This is a genomic window from Paenibacillus germinis, assembly GCF_013141785.1.
GTDB lineage: Bacteria > Bacillota > Bacilli > Paenibacillales > NBRC-103111 > Paenibacillus_E > Paenibacillus_E phytorum.
This window is the reverse complement of sequence record NZ_WHOC01000190.1, coordinates 1-22,598: the sequence shown is the minus strand read 5'-3', so window position 1 is coordinate 22,598 and position 22,598 is coordinate 1. Positions and strand designations below refer to the sequence as shown.

Below are 22,598 nucleotides of genomic sequence, written 5' to 3'. Positions count from 1 at the left end.
TGATTCAATTGTTTTTCATTGAACGCTCGACAATCAGTTCCGCTGTCAGCAGCGCCGTCGGATCGCCGCCAACATAGATCATGAACCGTCCCGGCTCAACAATCCGCCCAAGCGACTGGTCGACGAATTGAAGCTGATCTCTGCCAAGCGTAAAAGTGACCGTTTTCTCTTCGCCTGGGGCAAGCGCGATTTTCGCAAACCGTTTCAATTCCAACAAGCTTTCCAACCGAAAAGTTGGATCAACTGCCCAATCTTCTCATCGGTCATCATTCGTCCAAGCAGATCGGTGACCCTCTTCCCCACCGGCAGCGCCGCATCAAGACACGGATATTTCATTCCATCCCATCCTCTTTGCATGAATTCTGGTCGAGAACCGGACCTAGGTCCGAACTCCTTATATTCGATTCGACTGCAGCATGAGTCTGAAACGGAACTTCATATCGTCTTCGAACCACATCATAAAATTGGTTCCCCAAACGTTATTGTGCAGATTGAAATGAAATCCGCCATCCAGCGGAGCATACGTATTGTCGAATTGCAGCAGACGGGGCTCTCCCGGACAAACAAGAGGAGCGTCCAACGTTTCGATAACCGCCTTGCCGTCCGCACCTTCGTAGTAAAGCCCGGTGTTCACGCCATGCATATTTCGGTTGCCGTCTTTCACGACGAATAACGGGGAAATCCGCTCGCCCAGCTTATCCATGAGCCATAGATTCGGGTTATTGACAAGCGGTGCGAGTGAATACCAACTCGCTTCCGGAAGTCTGCACGCCCTTTTATTTGTCCACTGCAGCTCGATGTCGATGATCGGCTCCCTACGATGAAAGGAGTAGGTGACAGACAGCTTTCCGGGCGCTCCATAATGCTCTTGCGCATCGGACGGCACATGCAGTTCTGCACGGACAACGTCGCAATCCGTCTGCTGTTCCAGCCGAAGCGCCCTTGCTGTCGCTTTGTACCTTCTATGCTCCGGCTTTGGCTCGGCATACTCGATGCCAGGTTTGCCAAGATCGTTATCCGCCCAACTGTGATGAATGTCCAGATTAGTCACATATTCGTTGAAAAAGCGGTCATAGCTTTCCTTGCTGAAAGTCTCGTATTGATACGTCCCTAAGCGGTGTTCTTCGTCCGCCCATTGTTTCCCTGACGAATCCGTCATTTTATTGATCGATCCGTCCGGAGCAAAGCTGACTTGAAACTGACCCAAATCGTAACACTCGTTTAACTCTATGGCTTTCGCACTTTTTTCCGTACAGACGTTTTGTTGAGGACTCATCTGTGCAAGCGCCTGTTTCGCCTCTTTCGCCAACCGTTTGGGTAGTACAGAAAGTGACTCATCGATATAATCGCGCTGCTCCTGCCAAGAACTTTCATAATAGCTGTAGGATCTGCTGTCATTCGCGAGCTGGCGAAGGTAATCGTATTTCTTCATTTTCGTATCGTTCACGGTATCGCGGGCTCTCGCTGCGGCAAAATCGGCGGCGGAATAATGGGCGAAATCAACGAGATACACCGAATTATTCAATCCCCACGTATGTTCCGGAATAAGCATTAACCGATTGCAAAAGTTAGCGTATTGCGCGCTTTGCGGGTCCAATTCGCCGCTAGCCAGCCACCTGTCGCGCAATCGAAGAAGTTCACGATACCTCGCCACTTTCCATGGATCGGAAGCAACCCCGTGAATCCAAGAGTCCCCAATTTCCTCGCGTATGACCGGCAAACGATGTTTATGAGCGAACAATTTTTCGGCAAACGCGTCAAGCGTCGAGGCCATAATGTCCGCTCCCGGGTAATCGAGCTGCAATTGAGCATACAATGCACGAATTTCTTCTATGCTGGATGGACCATGATTATCCCCTGTATGGGCAAAATATAAGACGTCCTCAAGCCCATCCATTTGAAAAGGTTTGCCGTAACTGTCGGCGTAATTGACGACGATCTCCGATCCGTCGGCTGCGCGCCAAACGAATACTTTCGGCACATCTGGATTTTTGGACACCATATTGACGCCCAGATGCAAATAGTGAATACCGCTTTTCGCGAGCATCGGCACCATTGCGATCGTATGCCCCGGAACGTCTGTCATTTTGGCGGCGATCGTCGTTTTGCCGAACTGGCGATCCAGGTTCTTTGAAATTGAAATGCCGAACTCAAACAATGTTGCATCCATAATTTCCGTATGCGTCGTAAACGGCAGTCCGTGCCAAACGATGCGGCCTTGCCTTATTGCTTCCTCCATGCGCGCACGCATTTCCGGCGAAGCCGTATTTAAAAATTCGTGGATCAACCACGAACCGGTCGTCCAAATGAATTTCACGTTTCCCTCTTCCCGCGCTAGCAGCTCGGACAGCTCCAATGCTTGAGGAATAAACCCGTTCATGTAACGGTCGACGACATGTTTCCCCATATCGGTAAAACCGATGTCCAGATGCGTTTTAAAAACGACATGGACTCTTTTCACGTTTGTCATGATGCCACTCCTTCTATCCGTTATTCTTTTACACTGCCAACTACGATGCCGGTTACAAAATATTTTTGCAAAAATGGATAGACGATCAGAATCGGTAAAGATCCAAGGATGATTTGGGCTGCTTTGGTCGTACGATCCGATATTTCAGACATATGTTTGGCTTGAATCATGCTGATTTTGGCAAAATCGGGTTTAATGATAATCGATTGCAAATAGGTGGAAAGCGGATATTTTTCAGGTGTACTCATGATCATCAATCCATCGAACCAGGAATTCCATTGGCCTACAAACGTAAAAAGGATGATTGTTGCAAGAGCAGGCATCGAAATCGGCACATAGATGCGCCAAAGCGTTGTCCAGTGGGATGCGCCGTCGATGAAAGAAGATTCTTCCAGCTCTTTCGGCAAGCCGCGAAAAAAATTAAGCAGCAGGATTGCGTTAAACACCTGAACTGCACCCGGCAGCACAAGTCCCCAGATCGAGTCGATTAACCCGGTCATTTTGATTGTCATATACCACGGGATCAGCCCGCCGCTAAACAATATCGTAAAAACAAAAATCCAGGCATAAACCGTTCTAAAGCGGAAATCCTTCACTTCCTTGGACAGCGGATAGGCGAGCAGTACCGACAGCAGCATGCTGACCGAGACGCCCAAAATTACACGCTTGATGGAAATGCCAAACGATGTTATAAACTGGGATTTTTCCAAAATAAACGAATAGGAGGCGAGCGTAAATTGGGCTGGCCAAAGCTTGACTAGACCTGCCGAAGCCGCGCTGCTTGTACTAAAGGATATCGCCAGCACATGTACCATTGGGGCAAGGCAGAGCAGGGCGATCAGAATGAGAAACAAATAGTTGCAAATATTAAACAGTCGGTAACCAAAAGACGGACGATGAAACATGCCTGGGTGCCCCCTTAGAAAATGCGGTAGTTGGAAAAGCGATAGGCCAGCCAATACGAGACGGTAATAAACACCAAAGATACAACGGATTTAAACAAACCGATGGCCGTGGACACACTGTACTGCGCATCGACAACGCCGGTGCGGTAAACGAGCGTATCCAATATATCTCCCGTATCGTATACAGTTGCATTATATAGCGTAAATACTTGATCGAAGCCGGCGTTGAGCACATTCCCCAAACTCAAAGTCGTCACCAATAGGATGATGGGCAAAATACCGGGCAACGTGATGTGCCACGTTTGCTGCCGTCGTGATGCGCCGTCGATAACGGCTGCTTCATACAAACTTGGGTTCACGCTGGTAATCGCCGCCAAATAAACGATCGTGCTGAATCCAAATTCCTTCCAAATATCAGAAATAACTAATACATAACGGAACCACCGGTTATCCCCCAGAAAGAACACCGGTTCGATTCCGAAATATCCGAGCAGTTGATTCACAATCCCCGAAGTCGGGGACAAAATATCGATGAGAATGCCCCCAAGAATGATCCAGGACAAAAAATGCGGTAAATAAATCAGTGTCTGAACCCCTCGCTTAACAAAAGAAATGCGGATTTCGTTCAGCAAAAGTGCGATTATGATCGGGACGACAAGTCCCGCCACAATTTTCATGCCGGCGATGATCACTGTATTCCAAATGACCTGCATCGTATCCGGCAGTTCAAAGATGTACCGGAAGTTATCGAACCCGACCCACGGGGACCCGAAAAAACCTTTCACGGGGGAAAATTTGTTAAATGCAATCACGATGCCAACCATCGGAATGTAGCTGAAAATAATGACAAGAATCAGACTTGGCAATATCATGGCATGCAGCGGAAGTTCCCGGAGCCACTTTTTGTGCATATCGACACCCTCCTTCCTTGGGCGGTCTCTTATTTAAATAAGGAGAAAGGATCGGGATCCTCTCTCCTTTCCTTGCATCAGGTCCAATGCTTATTTTTGTGCAGCATACCAGTCGTTTACTTCTTTCGTTATTTGATCTCCGCCCAGTTTCTTCCACTGTTCCACTAATTTATCGAACTCGTCGATTGGTGCGGCACCCATAATAATCTTCGTGAACGATTCGTTTCGAAGCTTATCCAGTACGCTCTTCTTTTCCACCATCGTCGGCGTATTGGCTCCCAAATACTCGGTTGTCAGGAGCTTGCCTTTATATCCGGCCAGCACCTCGAACGAGGATTCTGTCGGTCCGGCTTGACGATAGGTAGCCCACTGCGAATCATCGCCTTTTTTGAACGCTACAATTTTCTCATATAGCGCTTTTTGTTCCGGATTCAGCGTGGCTGTATCGTTTGATGCAACCGCAGCTTTAACCGCTTCATAATTGTCCGGCACGTCCTTGTTCGGCGCGAATACCTGGAACAGCGGGTATTGGAAAATTTCCGTACCGTCCTTCGCAACCGCAAACTTCTCCCAGTCCGCAGTTTTGCCATAGGCGCGTTCTAGCCAAAGGTTGAGCATTTTGACAATGACTTCAGGATGCTTGTAGCCTTTTTTCGCAACATCATATTCGATAACTGGGAATCCGACCCCGGGTTTTGCAGCGCTGCTGTCAATCGATGTAATTGGAAAAGGCTTCCATTCCATGCCTGGATTTTGTTTTCTTGCGTCATTAAACGGCCAATAAGAGTACCAGTTCTGTCCATAATAAATGCCTACTTTGTTTTGCGAAACGGACTCGATGACTTTCGATCCGTCTTTTACCGCGAACTCCCGATCCAGAAGTCCCGCTTTGTACATCTCCTGCAACTTGGCCAAAGCCGGTTTCATTTCAGGCTGAACATCTCCGTAGACGAGCTTCCCGGATGCATCCTTCACCCAAAGGCCCGGATATGCGTGATATCCGTTGAAGTACCCGGTTAATCCAGTCAGCTCCTTGCTGATCGCAAAACCAAACGTATCTTTTTTATTGTTGCCGTCAGGGTCCGAGTTCACAAACGCATCGGCAATTTTCATCACATCGTCCATCGTTTTAGGTGCCTGCAAGTTCAGCTTTTGCAGCCAGTCGGTCCGGATCCATAGGATGTCAGCACTTGTAATGTTGCCGCCGAACTTTGGAATCGCCATCAATTTCCCTTTAAATGTAGCCGCTTTCAAAGCAAGACCGCCATCTTGGTTCGCCAATTCTTTCAGTGCCGGAGAGGCGTATTTGTTCCATATTTCCGTCAGGTCCTGCACTTGATCTGCATTGATCAGCTGATTCAGTTGCTTGGCATTTACGCCAAACACATCGGGGATTTCATTGGATGCAATCGTAACGTCCAATTTGGTGTTGTTGTTCGGATCGGTGCTCGGATCGCCGATCCAATCGTAAACCAGCTTGATGCCAAGAGCGCTTTCGTATTCTTTCGTCCATGCATTGTTCTTCATCGTGTCGCCATTTTTGAAGCGGTCATCCGGCATGCCGATACGCACCGAATGAACCTCGATCGGCGGATCGTATTTGCCTAACGGACCGTCTTCGACCAGTTTCCTCGGCGCGTCCGTTTGCTTTGTTTCCTCTTTCTTTTGCGGTTCTTCCGCCTTCTTGTCCCCTTCCGAACAAGCTGTTGTCAGCATCGTCAATCCAACGGCACATACCGCCACCAAAGTCAATTTTTTACTCATTGCCATTCTGAAACCCCCTAGCGATTAGTAAAATATTCCTTGCAATTCAATTATAGTCTTACGAGACATACATTATCTATTCGCCTATTTTTACTTTTCAGTCGCATTTGTTGACATGATGGCGCGCTCCCGATACTCTTGAGGCGTCAGCTCTACAGCTTTTCGGAAAAAGCGGTAAAAGGATTGCTCCGATAAAAAGCCGACAACTTTGGAAATTTCGTGGATCTTCAATTTGTTCTCCCATAGAAGCTCTTTCGCTTTGCTCAAACGCGCAGCCATAATGTAGTCGGACAACCCTTCACTAGCAATTTGCTTGTACAACCGCGACAAATAGGACGGATTATGGCCAACGACATCGCCAATCCGATTCAGGGAAAGATCTCCAGCGAGGTTCTGCTTCACATATTGTTGGACTTGGCGAATCACATCGTTCTGCTGAAAACCTTGGACTGACATTTTTTGATCGAATAATCGGTTCGCGAGTGCATAGAAATAATCGACGACTTCCTCCCAGGAGGCTTGGCAGTCCAGCATCGTCATTTTGCCAAGATTTGTTTGCTTGCCGATTTCCTCCTGCACGCCCCAACGGTTCATATAAGATAAAAAAATCGAGATGAGCGTAAAATAAACTTCCATTTTAACCGGATTCGACTGCGGTGCGGTCATAGCGACGGCTTTCATGATGCTACCGTATTCGTAGAAAAACTGCTCCTTCTGGCCATTGTCGAGAAGTGATTGCAGTAAATTCAGCTTATTCATTTGCTTTCGGAGCTCGCGGTCAATGGCGTGCGGATCCATATCCGCAGCTTGCTGCTCGAGCAGCAGCAGCTCGTGTCCAAGCCCGAGGCCACGGCTCATCAGCAGCTGCAAATGTTCAAATTGTTCGGATACGTGATTCCAGTCCCGATATGTCGTTCCGACCGCAAAGGAAACGTTCAGCTTTATTAACTGCTTGCACGTATGCTGAATCATTTCCACCGCTCCTTTGACAAAAGCGACCATACGCCCGCGAATTTCGGTCGAAGAGGAATCGATGGCGCTGTCAGACGCTTCTTTCGTCTGGATCAGCCACACCAGCTTCGTCTTTTGCGCGAAATCGAAAGAAACAAGATTTGTTGATTGAGAGAAGTATTCTTCGGCTATGTTTTGCACAGCAAACAACAGCAATGATTTGTCGACAGAACTGGCGGTTTCGCTCCATTGGTCGATTCTTCCGATGACGACTATCGTCGGTTTTGCGGAACTTAACGGAATGTTCATTTCGCGGAACTGATCATGCATCGTTTGCAGCGCGTGAGGCTCTCCCTGCACAAGCCCCCACAACAATTCTTTTTGCAAGTAAGGCTGGATCATTTGCATCTGCTTCTTCGACTTGTTTATGAGATTTTCCACCTCAATCGCGTCGGATAAGGCTTGGACCGCCTTTTGCACGGCCCGGATAATGGCCTGGTTACCCTCCGTTTTCAGCAAATAATCGACGCCTCCGTTACGCATCACTTCCTGAATGAAATCGAAATCGTTATATCCCGATAAAAAAATGACTTTGCACCACGGCCAGTGCTTGATAATTTCGCGATGCAGCTCAATTCCGCTCATCCCCGGCATCCGAATATCCGTCAGAACGACGTCAATTTTGGTCGTTGTAAGCAGTTTCAGCGCTTCGGTAGACGAATAAGCTCCATACACTTCCAAATCGAGCGCATCCGTTCGCGCAAACATATCGAGGATGCTTTCCACAATAATTGGTTCGTTATCTACGACAAGCAAGCTATACATCATGATCCTCCTTCGGGTAAGCGAGCTTCAACTCAATCCGCATGCCCCCCAAAATTCCTCTTGAGACTGATAGACCGTACTTCTCACCATATTTTAATTGAAGGCGGCGATGAACATTGAATATAGCGGTTGATTCCTTCACCGGTTGCTTGGAACGAAGCTGATTATGTAAACTCGCTAATGTATCGTCGTGCAGATTGTCGCCATTATCCTCCACGACGATCTGCAGATAATCGTTATTTTCGGCAAACTGAACAATCAACCTTCCGCCTTCGGCTTTGTCTTCCAATCCGTGAACATAAGCGTTTTCTATAATCGGCTGCAAAAAAAGACGGGGAACTTGCATCGTTTTGTATAATTCCGGCACCGATCCCCAATCCACTTCGATTTGCCTGAAAAAACGCATGGATTGAATTTCCATGTACGACTGCGCATGGCTGACTTCCTGTTCCAACGTAACCATCTCAGTTCCTGTTCTCGTAATAAATTGGAAGTAGTCCCCAAGGTGCTGCATCATTTTCTCTGCTGACAGATTGTCGTTCATTCGGACCAGTCCCTGCAGAATGAAAAAGCTGTTGTATAGAAAGTGCGGATTGATCTGCGATTGCAGCTGCTTCAGCTCCGATTGCTGGGAGCGGATTCGTTCCTCGTAAACTTCCTGGATCAACAGGTTCAACTGCCGGACCATCGCATTGAACTGCTCGTACAAGTAATAAAACTCATCTTGGTGATGATGGTGAATCTCGACTTGCAGATCGCCCTTCTCCACCTTGCGAAAAGATGTGATGAGCCGTCTCAGTGGCTGATGGATGAGGCGGAATATCCAATAAGAAAACGCAATGATGACAACGGTCGACATGAGCGAGAGCAACCAAAATAACGTCCGGTATTTGCCGAGCGGTCCGAGCACCTGATCTTCCGGCACATAAACCGTCAAATAAGTATCCAGCAATTTTGAATATTCAAACGTGAACAAATATTTTACCCCTCGAACCGTCACGCTTTCTTGTCCGCTTGCCTTGTCTTTGAACCGGGGCTCGGAGACGAACTCCTTCAATGCCGATAATATCGGTTCGTTGCTTTTCCCGTCGGTAACAATCCATTTCTGCTTCAGATTAATGAATGAAGCGCCGGAATCTTTCACTTGGCTGATCTGAGCGAGCGAATGCTGAATCTGCTCCTTCGATAATACGACGCCAAGCGCAATCGACGTTTCCAAATGATACATCGGCAGCGGATACACTTCGCTTAGCAGCAGGCGATTGTTCCAAAATGTAAACGGAGTACCGTATTGGCTCAACGATTTTTGCAGCACACCTAGCTCATCATCAGGGATATGATTGTCGAAGCTGTTGGCGAAAATACCTCTGGCCAGCGCAGGGATATACACTTTGACATCATCCACAAAAGAACTGGACGTCTTTAAAAGGTGTAATTTATTTTTCACACTTAAAATTGTTTGTGAACGGGTGTAATCGTCCATCGCATCGGAAATCGTCCGTATTTTCTGAAATTCGTCGTCAAAAATCAATTCTTTGTTCAACCTCATGAGCCGCTGCATTTCCGCTTCGAAGGAGCTGAGGTAAAAGTGAACGCTGGAAACAACCGACTGCGACAGCTCGTTATGAACGTTCTCCTCTGCGGTTTGATTCATATACAGACTGATGCCGTAAATCGGAATCATCACTAGCAAGAGCGCGATAACGAGCTTGGAGAAGATGTTGAATGGACGAACCGCGTTTAATTTAAGCAAGTTAGCATCACACCTTTTGTTAAATTTTCCTTATTTAGTAGTTGTCTCTACATTTATAGCATGTTCCATTTAACAACGGAACCTATTTTTCGTTCGATAACAATGTAGGAACTTTTGTATCGTAAAAGGATGACAAAAAAAAGAAGAAGCGCTTGGGACATTTGGCCTCAAGCGCTTTTTCAACCGAACTTAAAAACTTATTCGCCCAAACTTCCAAATGGAACTTGTACAGGCTTAGACTTATTGCCATTAAAATCTTCCAAAACAACCTCAATAACGCCAGAGCTTCCTACAACGCTGAGTGATCTTAGATCGTCAACACCTCTAATAGCATATGCTTTTCCATTAAATGTAATCGGTTTGCCGTTCTGCCATGCATATAAATGCCACCAGTCATCGGATGTTGGTCCTGATAGTTTAACTTTTCGAACTCCAAAAAATGTTGCTGTTCCCTCATACACGTCGGAATGATCATCTTTTAATACGCCTGTATCATCTGCATAAGTAACTACGTTACCTTTGTCGTCCAGCAATGAAATTCTAACTGTATATGCGCTTCCGTCTGCAATTGGAACTTCAACTCTCACTGAATTGGTTCCTTTTGCCACAGTCGTTGAATATACATCTTTTGTTACAGTCGATGAATATACATCTTTTGTTACGGAGTAGTTCAATGTTACGTCTACTTGAGCTTGTTCGTATTTAACCGCCGGAGTTTCCCAAGTTACATCAATAGATCCGACATTTTCCGTCATCTGGATATTTTTTACAGTTTCCGAAAAATCTTTTTCTACAACTGCTGCCTTGCCTTCTCTTCCATCAGCCCCAACAGCTTTAACTTTGATTTTCACAGTACCTTTCGGATCATATAAAGACTTAATATAAAATCTGTCATCATAGGTTCCGCCTAAGAATATTTCTTTGCCATGCTCATATTCCGCATACACATTGTATTGTTGTACTTTGTTGTAATCTTCCAAATTCCAGGAAATATACATTTCGGAAGAATCAAAAGATTTATCGATTTTTAATCCGGTTGGAGCAGCAGGTTTAACTACTGTACCATCGGTAATGTTAATTTCACCAACGTTAAATTGATAATTCTTAATCGTTCCTTGTTCTGGGGTGAAAGACAGTCCGAAGGCTGCCAACGTTTTACCCGCATATTGGGACAAGTCCAGATTTTTTTGAACCCATCCTTGTGTAGTTTTATTTGCTCCGCTTGGAATTTCAATGTACTCGACTTTTGCTGGATCATCTTCAAAAATCAATCCGACTTTAACGCTGCTTGCATCGGTAACGGATGGTTTGTTGAATGTAATGTTTAATTTTGATTCCGCTTTAATGTCTAATTTTGTTTTGTACAAAGAAATAAAGTTAGTTGCATCCAAATCCCCAAAGATTGCCAGAGAGCTGCCGCCATCATATCCGCCAAGCTGAGTATAATCATATCCCGCACTATATTTCTTGCCATAGTCGAAATCCACTTTTAAACGGGTACCGTCCGTGTCGATCCGCCATTGCCATGTTGGGAGAATATCCTGGATATTGATGTTAGCCCATTGATTATCATTCGAAACTTCGCCATCTACAAAATATTGCATGCCATGTCCGGTATTAAAGTTCGTATAAAAATTTGAACCATTAATGACGGATCTTTCAGATATGTATGCTGCCAGACCCGGCCATGTCTTATAATTTTTACCTTCGTTTGGTTTTCCACGATTAGGATCATTGGCTGTTTTGACAGGGTCTGGAGTAGCTTTTAGAACAGCTTCCAACAATTGATCCTGTGTCATGCCAGCTGAAGCAAGCGTCCCTTTTCCCGCGTTATACGTAGGAGCATCTGCAGCACCTGACCACCATGTTCTTTCTCTTGCGACAATATATTTGTAATAATCAGGGTTTCCGCGTCTATTTTCAGTGTACTTATTGGGACCCGAATGACCAAAGAGTTGTTCATCCAGATGCTCAAAGACCGTTGAACTGCCCAGAGAAGCTATGCCTGTCCTTGGGACTAAATTTTCATCATAAGTGTTGTATAATGTCCCACGTGTTCCGCTGAATCCGGTTTGACCTGCTTCAAGCGTATTAAATACAGTATTTCTTGGGTCTAAACCTAATGACTTCATAGTTGCAACCGAACCGTCTACCATTGATTTACTCGGGTCCGGATTCATATACAAGGAATTGGCGGCAATATTCATATCTGTAGGATTTTTTATCCAGTTGCTAAACACTGTTGCATCTTTATTAAAGTAGTCAATTGACCCCCACGAGCTTTGATTTTTTTGTCCATACCGGTTGGAAGCATAGACATTAACATATAGACCTTGAGATGTCATTGCACGAATGAACTCTTGATAAACCGGCATAAAGCTGGCAGGCAGTGTTTCTTCGGCATTCACAAAGTACCCGTCAAAGCCGTAAAACTTAGCCATTTCAACTAATTTATCAGTGATAGGGAATCTTCCATTATTATCTTTATAAATAAAATCTTCCGTATGCTCCGTTCTCGGGAAGAAAATACAACCTAGAGATTTAACGCCGTTTTTGTGAGCGGCATTTGTGTATGCCGGGTTTGGAATATTCAACACGCCAAACTCATATTCACGCTGCCACCAATCTGCCTCAGGATTGTACAACGAATCCGGCGTCGGATTTGTAACTACACCATGCCAAGATGCTGTATAATCCACATACTGCCAAAAGTTGAATAGATTTTGTGCAAATTGATCATTATACACTGTCGGATTGAAAAATTCATCACCATAGTCGCTTGTCAAGTTTAGGTATTGAACTTCTTGATCCAATTTGGGGTTTGCCTGCGTTGGCTTAAAAGCTTCATTACGATTCTGAAGCGGTACTTTTGCTCTCATAAATTCATAAAATTCGTCTGTTTCAGGAGTCCAATTCAAGATACTTTGTTTTCGGTATCCATGATAAACCGGCTGGTTTTTACCCTTGTAGCCTTGTTCACCGGCACGAGGGGGTAGAGCATCGCCACCGGCATTTACGATAGCTGGTATGGCACCCATGGCTAGTAATGATGCCAAAATGACCGCTAGATGTTTTTTTTGTTTTGCTTTCATAATCACACTCTCCTCTTCAATTTTAATATTTATAAAAACGATAAACGTTTTTATCGAGGATAAAATGATTCCCCAGAAGGCCTTCAAGGGTTTCAACGAATTTATAGAATTAATCTAAGATTCTGAAAATTATGGTCATGGGTCCCCTTCACGATCCAATTATATTTCAGGTTGATCCCTATCTCCTTGTACAGGGATTCCCAAGCATTGTTCTTTTCCGATTGGCCATCCGCGTAGACCACTTCTTGCGTAATAAATCTCACTGCCGTCACATCAATCAGCGGTCATATTTTTCTAAGTGATCGACTATTGTTTCTTGATTGGTTATGCGAGAAGGTTCGGCATTCTTGGTAGTATCTTCTACACAACCGGATAATAAAGAGAGATAAATAATAGACTAACGAGCAAGAAACTAATGGAGTTTACTCCGCCCATATCTTGCCCCCTCCACTTTATTATAAAATCTGTACGATTGGTCAAACTACTCTCCGTTCATGACATTTGAATATCTATTATTTACTTTTTTGCTTTCTTTTGGCTCTTCTATTTTTTATTCGAAATAGAAACGATTGCGATCTCATTTTTGTTACAAGCATTGTATTGATGGATAAAAATAGAAACAACCTCCGTAATGCTGGAGGTTGCCTTAAGGGTAACCACTATTCATGACGACGTCGAACGATTAGATTCGATTCCTGGAATAGCCGCTCGAATGGCAGAACAAATCCTAGCGGAAATCGGGATGGCTGGAGAGGATGAAGGATGCCTTGAAGAGGATCGAGAGTTCCAAGGAGAAACAGATGATGCGTATGGAGAGGCCTGGCATGTGCCGAATGCGGATTAATAAGTCGAATTTTATAGTTATGAATTACTCTGGTTTGATCCAGATTCGTTCCCAAATTAACATAGTAAGCTGATTGTGATCCAAAATTATAATCGGTTTCAATAACACTAAAATCATTTAGTTTACAATCTGTTCTTACCCTGGTATAAGCTAAAACCCCTCTAACCGGAGGTTGAGATTCTTCATCCCGGGCAAGATCGGTAAACACAACGCTTCCCGTTAAATCGGGGATTCCATTCCCCATATATGGCTGGACTCCTGTAAGTGCAGTTCCTCCAAACTTATCGGGTCGGGGATCTTTATGAAAATAACTAGTTAAAGGCTGAAGACGCCCTACTAAAGTTTTTACTGCTTCATTGTAATAAGCAATTGTTTTCTCATCCAAAGTCGGATTTGCAGAGCAGCCCCTTATAATCGAAGTAGGAAAAGCACCTTCCCACCCTCGCCAGCCAAAGTTAATAAATCCTTCTTGGTCAGGTTCAGATTCCATTAAAAAAGCTTGAATAAGCTGAGTAACCGGTATTGGTTTATAATGAACGAATGAAAAAATCGACTCTACCAAGTCCTGTCCGACATTTCCCACATATTTGATATACTGATTATAAGCCCTTTGAAAAGAAATTCCTGGTATATTGCGAACCCCTTTGGCAATTACCGTAAGCGTTTCCTGAATAGGTACGGGAAGTTCATTAAAACGTGTGACTACGGATGGATTATCAATAAACGTATTCTTAACTACAACAACTTCAATTATTTTACCACATATTTCCATATCATTTCTCAATTCTTGAAACATAGCTGCGACTTATCACCAGCTCCGAATGATAACTGGCAGGAAAATAATCGGGTAAGCAAAAGTGCTTGCATCATTGTTTTTTGTGGACAGTCCGGTTATCGCTGCGTCCAACTTATTTCCAGTGTAAATCATCTTTTTGAAGTAATTAAAAAATCCCGCCCCAAAGACATTCTCTTAGGGACGAGATTATTGTTCCAATTCAAAGAATCACCCGAGCAGCTCGGTCACGAATCGATCTAGATGACCATGATTTCCCCTACCCACTAAGCAAATTGATTCTCTTCGGGATCTTCCGTATCATAGCCAAAGACATCAAGCGCCGGCCATAGCTCTGGGGCAATCGGGTATGTCGCAAGCTCCAACGTCTGGGCTACCCGTTCCGGTTTGCTCATGCCGACGACCGTGCTGGCGATCCGCGGGTCGCGAAGCGAAAATTGAAGCGCTGCGGCGGCAAGTGGCACATCGTGTTCCTGACAAACTTTAGCGAACATACGCGCTCGTTCCATTACGACTGGTGAAGCATCGCTATAGGCATACCGAGCATATGCATCCGGACCTTTAGCTAATATGCCGCTGCCATAAGGAGCGGCGTTAATGACGGCGACGCCCATGCGATTAGCGACATCAAGCAATGGTTCGGCAGCTCGATTGAGCAGCGTATATCGATTGTGGGTTTCTACAGCGCTGAACGCTCCCGTTTCGACATAACGAATGAGCATATCGATCGGTCCGCCGGAGATGCCGATGTGTTCGATGACTCCTTGCTCTTGAAACTTTTGAAGCACTTCTAAAGGTCCGCCGGGTCCCATCACATTTTCGAAGGTGGTATGTTCCGGATCGTGGATGTAAACGTATTGCAGACGATCAAGTCCTAATCGTTCAAGACTTCCTTCGATGGAACGTTTGATCTGTTCGCCGCTGAAGTCGCCAGTCTTGAAGTCGCGGTCGGCTTTGGTAGCCAACACGTAACCAGCTGGAAGTCCACCATTCGCTCGAATTGCCTTGCCAATCCGCCGTTCGCTCTCGCCTTCACCGTATGCTGCAGCCGTATCTATAAAGTTAATCGGGCTTTCAAAAGCGGTACGCAGCGTTACCAATGCTTGTTCCTCTGACGTACTATATTGAAAGGTCTCCGGCATATCCCCGAGCGGAGCGGCTCCAATACATAGCGGTGATATGAGTAGGCCAGTACTGCCAAGCGGCCGTAGGGATAATAATGCGTTCGTCATGGAGTTTACCTCGCTTTCTGATTTTGTCTGCATTATAACGACACCCCCAAAAAGCCCCGTGTCATTTGAAAATCGATATTTCCTTGCTGATAGAGACGCGGTACATAAGTATGTTCCAAAATTTCTTTGCTACGCTCGAGTATACGATCCACCCATAAGCTCGGGTTGCCCTCGAGTACCAAATCGACATCTTGCTTATGGTTATGCACCACAGCCTGTTCCGACGTCACTTGCAGCATTGGGACGAAAGGATGCGTCTGCATTGGACGATCACCAATCAGCGCGATTATTAATTCCACACCTGTGGCGGCGAGTCCTGTGATCGTCTCTACCCCATGCGTTGTTGGAGTCTCCATAACGTGGAAGCCGTTTTGGCGGACGTGTTCCCCATAGGCAATTGACAGCCGAACTTGAGACGCGCTTAATAGATGCTGACTAAACGCATCCTCGGCAAGCAATCCGCTATTCTCGGGAATAACGACCAAACCTCCGGCCCCGACAATCATCTTGGTTAGTATTCCCAGCTGCTTGCCGGCATCTTTGTTAATGGCACCAACACTTACGATCCCGATGCGCAGCCCTTCCAAACCGACCGTCACCTTCTCCGCAGCATCGGCCGCAACCAATCGATCGGCGAACCAGGCCTCAACCTTCTCGCTAACCTTGGCAATTCCGCCGTCGAGCTGGATGCTGGCATAACCAAGACGGCTCGCATCGACGCCCATCACTTCCATCTGATGGCGCATGTAGTCGTTATGTGTTTTCTCGCAGCCATGCTCTAGCAGCAAACAATGCTCCACCATCGGATGCGTAATATAGCCGATCATCGTGCGGGCGAACAGCGATTCGGCTGCCCCCCCCGAGGTGCCGCAGCCTTCCGTGTGCGCCAATGTGACAAAACGCGAGAGCTCAGGCTGCCCTGCTCCTTGCTCGTTCAGGCGCCTTGTGATCATGCCCGCTACCTGACCGGCACAAAGACTGGTCGGCACGATCAAGCCGATATTGTCACTAGATTGCCGATTGCGATGTCGAGTAAAGGAAAATTGGATCGGGTTAACCATCGTTATAGCATCATCTTTAATTTCTATCGGATCTCCTGTCGGTACAGGAGTGTGAAGCAGCGTCTCCAGCTGACTCGCATCGTTCTGCTGCCAGTTGCGCCAAATTTGTACTTGAGCATGGCCCGCCTTCTCGCCGACGCTTCGCTGACCAGAGGCAATTTGGAGCGCCAACTCAAATACCTCTTGGCCCAGCTCATCCATTGACTTGCCTTCCAGATACTGCCCCGCGTTCACATCCATATCGTTCGAAAGCAATTGGAAGCGGCGAGTTGTCGTGACTACCTTAACCGTAGGCACATATGGAAAGTTGGTGATCGAACCATTTCCCGTTGTAAAGAAGATCATGTTGCAGCCTGCGGCTACCTGTCCGGCGATGCTCTCCAGGTCATTGCCAGGGCTATCCATGAAATAGTAGCCGCCATCCTTCATGAGCTCCCCGTACTCAGTCGCATAATCAATCCGTGTTGTCGGGTCTTTCTTCATAGCGGCGCCTATCGATTTGAGATAGATGTTGTACAAGCCGCGATACATGTTGCCCCCTGACGGGTTACCCTCTGCACTGGTGCCGTGCCAGGACGTGCGCTCCTTAAATCGGTTCACAAGTTCCAGAAATTTGCGTGCCGTTTCCACGTTGCGTACTTTCGAAAGGACATAGGGCTCCGCGCCAATCAACTCATCCGTTTCTGCTAGACTAGCCGCACCGCCATAACGCACCAATTGTTCTGAAACCCAGCCGAGCAGCGGATTCGCGGATACTCCGGAAAATGCGTCCGAACCGCCGCATTGCAAGCCGATTCGCAAGTGGCTAATGGATTCAGACGTTCGCTGCATTGTGTTGACCGTTGATAGCCATTCGCGTACTAACGCTTCACCATTAACCAGCTCCTCTTCGAAGCTGCCTGTGAGCGATACGAACTTATGCAGCACTTCATCGATCGGATAGTTATGCTCACGTGCATAAGCCTCCACCATCTTGTTCGTAACCGATTCATTGCCATAATCGACAACCAATACCGCTCCGACGTTCGGGTTCACCATGAAACCTGCGAGCGTCCGCAGCAGCAAGTCCACATTATTCGGATTCTCTGTGCCGCCCTCCGTGTGAGCGACGGGAACGATCCCGTCTATATTCGAATCATTCTTCCATTCGCCTTGCAGACGAGTGGCAAGCTCATTCACGTAGCTCCCCGTGTGCGAGGTAGTGCCGAGCAGTACGATGTAGTTCCGGGTGCCAACCCCGCGATCTTTATGGCGGCGATATCCCATGAAAGTTCGCGTATCCGTAAAAGCTGGCGATGCCTGAGCCGGGCGGAAGTTCTCCTCGTCAAAGATATAAGGAGAAACTTGATCCGCGAAATTGGACTCCGCCGGCACCGCGAATGTCAACTGGCGCACAGTGAGCGCTTTCCGAACTGTTTCGTTGATCACATAGTGGCCGGGCTGAATCGGCTTAAGCGCCATGCCGAAAGGCAATTGCCACGAAAGCAGATCTTCGCCAGGAGCGATTGCTTTCACCGCAAATCGATGGCCTTCCATAACCGTGTAATCCAAGGTGAGGATTTGGCCTTCATATTGAATGGTGGTGCCAGAGTTCAATTGGTGAATCGCAACGGCGCAGTTATCCCCGGGCAAGGGAAGTCTCGCTACTTCTTCAAATTGGTAAACGACGTCCATCGATGACTGGCTCCTTTAATGAGATTTTCCGAACAATCCAAATACTACGTCAGCCTATAATAAAATAATTTGAGTTTCTTCCAAAGTTGGTGCTGCTTAATATTATTGTAACAGGATTACGGCATTTGTTAATTCTTTACCTTTGCAAAAACATACTCTATTTTGATATTCTATAAATAAGACAGATTAATGAAGTGAGATGATCTAGGGAGGTTCGGAACATGCAAAAACCGCTAATAAAAAACTTTATTAACGACCCCCTCTTGCCATTTGATATCGTATTTAAGGACAAAAAGACACCGAATCGTGAACTACCAGAGCATCTTCATGATCGCTTTGAATTAGTTTATGTTTATAGTGGAAAAGGTACGTTTTTTTTAAATCAAATGCTTTATGAGATGAATGAAGGAGACCTCTTCATCATTCCTGGCAATACCATCCATCAAGCAATGCCAGATTCTGAATCTCCAATTACTGCCACTGCTGTCTATTTTGATCCGCAACTGATCGGACATTATTCATCAGCTGATTCGTTTACGAATATGCAAGTTTTTGACCGAGCCCGAAAATATAAGAGCTATAAGCTTGTTGTCCCAGCAACCATACGCCCTCATCTTGAAGAAAAACTCAAACAATTACATGAAGAATTGGAACAACACGAAGCTGGTTTTAGATACGCTATTCAACTGAATTTAAATAGCCTTTTGATCATCATTAATCGTTTGATATTAAAAGAATCCCATCATCAACTAGCCGCTTCCGATGTCGGACCCTCCTGGTTACTAAACATACTTCAACACTTAGATCAGTTTCACACTGACCAAATCGCTGGACTTTCGTATTTGGCTAAGCACACTTCAGTATCACCCGCTCATTTATCTAGAGCGTTTAAACAATTAACCGGGATGAACATCACCGACTATGTAAATGCCAAGCGAATATCAACTGCAAAGGAGCTGCTTTTAACTACCGACTTAGGTATTGATACGATCGCGCACAATTGCGGTTATGAGAGTTTACCTTATTTTCATAAGTTATTTAAGAAGTTTACTGGCGTTACTCCAGGCTTATATCGAAGAAAAGTAATGAAAGAAATTAGCTTCCAAATAGACAAATTGACATGAAAATGTGAAAGTATACCAAGAGCTTAGTATTGTAATATTACTCACCGAAGCTAATTGAGAAAAGCCTGCTTATAAGAACAGCAGGCTTTTCGCATCCATTGGTAGCACTGAGGAAACCGTGCATATCGCAAGGTATTTCATTGAGATTCCCCTAATTTAAGTTTATAGAAACGCTCCGCATTTCCGCCAAATAGTTGCGCACGCTCCGTTTCTCCCCAATGTTGCGGAATCGCATTCAACAAAATCTCCATTACCTGATCATAATCCGCAGAAAGCAGACAGACTGGCCAATCACTACCGAACATAACCCGCTCCGCCCCAAACATCTCCAGTATGGATTGAATATATGTTGTAAAGTCTTTCTGCTCCCATCCATGATGCTTAGCCTCTGTGACCATGCCGGACAACTTGACGTGTATGTTGGGATGCTCAGCCAGACGTTTCATTTGGCTATGCCACGGCTCAAGTTGACCTTCTGCGATTCGTGGTTTGGCGATATGATCAATGACGCCTCTTAGGTCAGGCACCCTGTCTACCAATGAGATAAGCGACTCCAACTGATCGCTGCGAAGCAATAAATCTATAGGGATGTCTAAGGAGACATACTTTTGCAACGCCTCCATAAAATGAGGTGCCAGAATCTCCCTCGCATCCGCCATTTCTTGAATCATAACTCGAAAACCAACAAACTTCGGTTGCGCTTGAAACTGCTCAAAATAGCAATAATGATTGGGATCATTAAGGTCCAGCCAACCGACAACTCCAAGGATACTTTCATCTTCTTGCGCCAAGCTGAGGAGATATTCCGTTTCCTCCAATGTCGGTGCAGCTTGAACGACAATGCTACCACTAAGAGAATGTGCTGCCAAGTGAGGGGCAAGATGCTCCGGCAAAAAATCTCTACACAAGATTGGAAGTTTAGGAGTAATCCAGCCATAATCCCCTCGCTCAATGAGCCAGTAATGCTGATGTGCATCAATTCGCTGCATAACAAACCTCCTATATATCTTTCATGTATCCTTATCATATCAGCATATACATGCACAAATAATAGTCAATTTTCGCAAAAACATACTTTTTTTTGATTTTATTAAGTAGTGATATTGGAGATGGAGGAGACTTTTTGGAACCTGTATGAAAAAGCGCACAACAAAATACCACCAGGGATATTTCCTCCTTGGCGGTACATGGACGAATCATTTATTCAATAATAAGTGCATATACAATACCAGGACCATGAACGCCGATCGTCAAATCATTTTCAATATCAGCAGAACGACTTGGCCCCGAAATGAAATGGATGCCCGCTGGCCTGTCCTTCATCTCCAGTTCATCGAATGGCATGAGAACTTCGCCCAGCTTGGTTGTCAGACGCTCCACAGGAATGATGGCGATCAACGTCGTAGGAAGCAAGCTGACACTTCTACCTCTAGTTGGGGCGGAAGTAACGACAAGGGATCCCGTGTAAGCTACCGCATGTTCTGCCGCTATGATCCCAATATCGGCTCCTGCTGCTTTGGCAATGAGTTCTTCTTTGCCTTGTGCACCAACTCCTTCTGAGTTCCATACGCAGATGTCTACATCGCTCTCTGCCAGCTCCATCCGAAGGATCTCCAGCTCCGATTGATCCTGAATAATGATTTGCTTAGCTTGGGTCAATGCAATGAAGTTCGCAATGAATGCTTGCGCTTCAGCCATTCCGGTCAGGCGTTTCGCATGGCCGCCAGCTTTCTGCCAGTTCGTCATGAACAACTGAATGCGCTGTTCGAGCGGGAGATCCACCTGCTCCCAGAATTCAGGAGCGCCCTTCATAGGGTGCGCGGGAGCTGTTTGTAAAGGCTTAGTTCTACCTAGTCGATTAGAAATATTAGCAAAGAAGGCCTCCTGATCCTTCAGGGCTTCTTGGTGAAGCTTTTGGAGAAATGCTGCATCTGATTTAGCCATGACGATGTCCTCCTCCGCCGTCTTTGCGATCTGCCACTAGCTTCTCCATGCGGGCTTTCATCACGGAATCAAGTTCAGGGAAGGTACCTTCTAATCCCTGCTCGATGTCCTTCCATGACTCACGGAATGTCTTTTTCGCCATGCTTGGCGCATAACGATATGAATTCCAAGGTTTTAAAGGACCTATCTTCGCTTTGATATGACCATCGCGAACTAACAATTTCTGCCCAATACGGCCGACTTTGATTAACGCTTTAACCCGCTTCGCGTCCGACATCAAGAAATTAAAGCCTTTCATACCGACCTTTTCAACAAAATCCGTCGCCCCGCGCTCCACTTTGCGTTGACGGAGATAAATGAGCATATCATGCAGGGGAATCTTCACCGGGCATGCCTCATAACAAGCACCGCATAGGCTTGATGCACTCGCGATATCGTCCCATTGGTCGACGTTTTTGTTCAATGCCGGCGTAAGCACAGCGCCGATCGGGCCACTATATACACCGCCGTAAGCATGGCCGCCGATGTGACGGTAAACCGGACATGCGTTCAAGCATGCCCCACAGCGAATACAGTTCAACAATTCCTGGAATTGCGGATCTCCGAGCTGCAAGGAACGTCCATTATCTAGGATAATGACGTGCATTTCTTCCGGCCCATCGCCGTCCTGCTCCCGCTGCGGTCCAGAAATCACAGACATATACACCGTGAGCTTTTGTCCTGTCGCTGAGCGCGGCAGCAATGTCGCCATCACTTCGAGATCGTCCAACGTAGGAATGATTCGCTCCATGCCCATGAAGGTGATCTGTGTCTTAGGGATGGTACTAACCATCCGCGCATTGCCTTCATTTTCGAAAAGAACGATAGACCCCGTCTCCGCAATAGCAAAATTACAGCCCGTCATCCCAATGTCGGCTTCAAGGAACTTCTCGCGCAGCTTCCTTCTTACATAGCCAGCCAATATACCCGTGTCCGGCTCAAGCTTTTCGCCTGCATCCTCCGAAAGCAGATCGGCGATCTGATAGCGATTTTTGTGAATCGCTGGAATAATAATATGCGAAGGCGTCTCGCCTGCCAGCTGAATAATATATTCACCAAGGTCCGTTTCAATCGCCTCGACACCAATTTGCTCAAGCGCATGGTTGATATGCAATTCTTCGGAAACCATCGACTTGGACTTTACCACACTTTTCGCCTTCTTGTGCTCAGCGATTTGCATCGTTAAACGAACAGCATCTGCTGCATCTGCTGCGAA

15 protein-coding genes and 1 pseudogene are annotated in these 22,598 nt (G+C 46.1%); 1 reads left to right on the top strand and 15 read right to left on the bottom strand.

Annotated elements, in window-relative coordinates; translation table 11 throughout:
- Positions 1-4 precede the first annotated feature (4 nt).
- From GC102_RS37075 to GC102_RS37025, 12 genes and pseudogenes are all read right to left on the bottom strand, one after another.
- Positions 5-217 carry a fibronectin type III-like domain-contianing protein gene (locus GC102_RS37075; protein ID WP_171693952.1) on the bottom strand — a complete coding sequence of 71 codons (213 nt, stop codon included), beginning with the start codon at positions 215-217 and terminating at the stop codon, positions 5-7.
- On the bottom strand, positions 205-336 hold the full coding sequence (locus tag GC102_RS40220) for a hypothetical protein (protein WP_281367748.1): 132 nt from the start codon (positions 334-336) through the stop codon (positions 205-207). Before GC102_RS40220 ends, GC102_RS37075 begins: the two co-directional genes overlap by 13 nt.
- Positions 337-394: 58 nt before the next feature.
- Positions 395-2,470: a DUF5054 domain-containing protein gene (locus GC102_RS37070; protein WP_171693951.1), complete on the bottom strand. Its 2,076-nt coding sequence runs from the start codon at positions 2,468-2,470 to the stop codon at positions 395-397.
- A 20-nt stretch (positions 2,471-2,490) separates the two neighbouring features.
- Positions 2,491-3,375: a carbohydrate ABC transporter permease gene (locus tag GC102_RS37065; protein WP_171693950.1), complete on the bottom strand. Its 885-nt coding sequence runs from the start codon at positions 3,373-3,375 to the stop codon at positions 2,491-2,493.
- 14 nt (positions 3,376-3,389) lie between these two features.
- The gene (locus tag GC102_RS37060; RefSeq protein WP_171693949.1) at positions 3,390-4,286 is read right to left on the bottom strand and encodes an ABC transporter permease; all 897 of its coding nucleotides are present in this window, start codon (positions 4,284-4,286) and stop codon (positions 3,390-3,392) included.
- A 90-nt stretch (positions 4,287-4,376) separates the two neighbouring features.
- Entirely contained in the window at positions 4,377-6,056 is a 1,680-nt protein-coding gene (locus GC102_RS37055; protein WP_171693948.1) for an extracellular solute-binding protein, read from the bottom strand.
- An 84-nt stretch (positions 6,057-6,140) separates the two neighbouring features.
- The gene (locus GC102_RS37050) at positions 6,141-7,829 is read right to left on the bottom strand and encodes a response regulator transcription factor (RefSeq protein WP_171693947.1); all 1,689 of its coding nucleotides are present in this window, start codon (positions 7,827-7,829) and stop codon (positions 6,141-6,143) included.
- The gene (locus GC102_RS37045) at positions 7,819-9,579 is read right to left on the bottom strand and encodes a sensor histidine kinase (protein ID WP_171693946.1); all 1,761 of its coding nucleotides are present in this window, start codon (positions 9,577-9,579) and stop codon (positions 7,819-7,821) included. Before GC102_RS37045 ends, GC102_RS37050 begins: the two co-directional genes overlap by 11 nt.
- A 197-nt stretch (positions 9,580-9,776) precedes the next feature.
- A complete protein-coding gene (locus GC102_RS37040) occupies positions 9,777-12,671 on the bottom strand; it encodes an endo-beta-N-acetylglucosaminidase (RefSeq protein WP_171693945.1) in 2,895 nt (964 codons plus the stop codon).
- 869 nt (positions 12,672-13,540) lie between these two features.
- A pseudogene (locus GC102_RS37035) lies at positions 13,541-14,293 on the bottom strand (PQQ-dependent sugar dehydrogenase); the annotation flags it as partial.
- 281 nt (positions 14,294-14,574) lie between these two features.
- Positions 14,575-15,573 carry an aldo/keto reductase gene (locus GC102_RS37030; protein WP_216628301.1) on the bottom strand — a complete coding sequence of 333 codons (999 nt, stop codon included), beginning with the start codon at positions 15,571-15,573 and terminating at the stop codon, positions 14,575-14,577.
- Positions 15,573-18,275, bottom strand: coding sequence for a UxaA family hydrolase (locus GC102_RS37025; protein ID WP_171693944.1), 2,703 nt, complete (start codon positions 18,273-18,275; stop codon positions 15,573-15,575). The genes GC102_RS37030 and GC102_RS37025 overlap by 1 nt, the downstream gene beginning before the upstream one ends.
- Positions 18,276-18,496: 221 nt before the next feature.
- Here GC102_RS37025 and GC102_RS37020 point away from each other — a divergent pair, with 221 nt between their 5' ends.
- Positions 18,497-19,399 carry an AraC family transcriptional regulator gene (locus GC102_RS37020; RefSeq protein WP_171693943.1) on the top strand — a complete coding sequence of 301 codons (903 nt, stop codon included), beginning with the start codon at positions 18,497-18,499 and terminating at the stop codon, positions 19,397-19,399.
- A gap of 137 nt (positions 19,400-19,536) precedes the next feature.
- Here GC102_RS37020 and GC102_RS37015 read toward each other — a convergent pair whose 3' ends face one another.
- The 3 genes from GC102_RS37015 to GC102_RS37005 form a co-directional block, all read right to left on the bottom strand.
- Entirely contained in the window at positions 19,537-20,388 is an 852-nt protein-coding gene (locus tag GC102_RS37015) for an amidohydrolase family protein (protein ID WP_171693942.1), read from the bottom strand.
- Between the two features lie 211 nt (positions 20,389-20,599).
- Positions 20,600-21,343: a LutC/YkgG family protein gene (locus tag GC102_RS37010; RefSeq protein ID WP_171693941.1), complete on the bottom strand. Its 744-nt coding sequence runs from the start codon at positions 21,341-21,343 to the stop codon at positions 20,600-20,602.
- Positions 21,336-22,598, bottom strand: a 1,263-nt coding sequence (locus GC102_RS37005) for a LutB/LldF family L-lactate oxidation iron-sulfur protein (RefSeq protein WP_171693940.1), incomplete at its 5' end; no start/stop codon positions are given. The genes GC102_RS37010 and GC102_RS37005, both read right to left, overlap by 8 nt.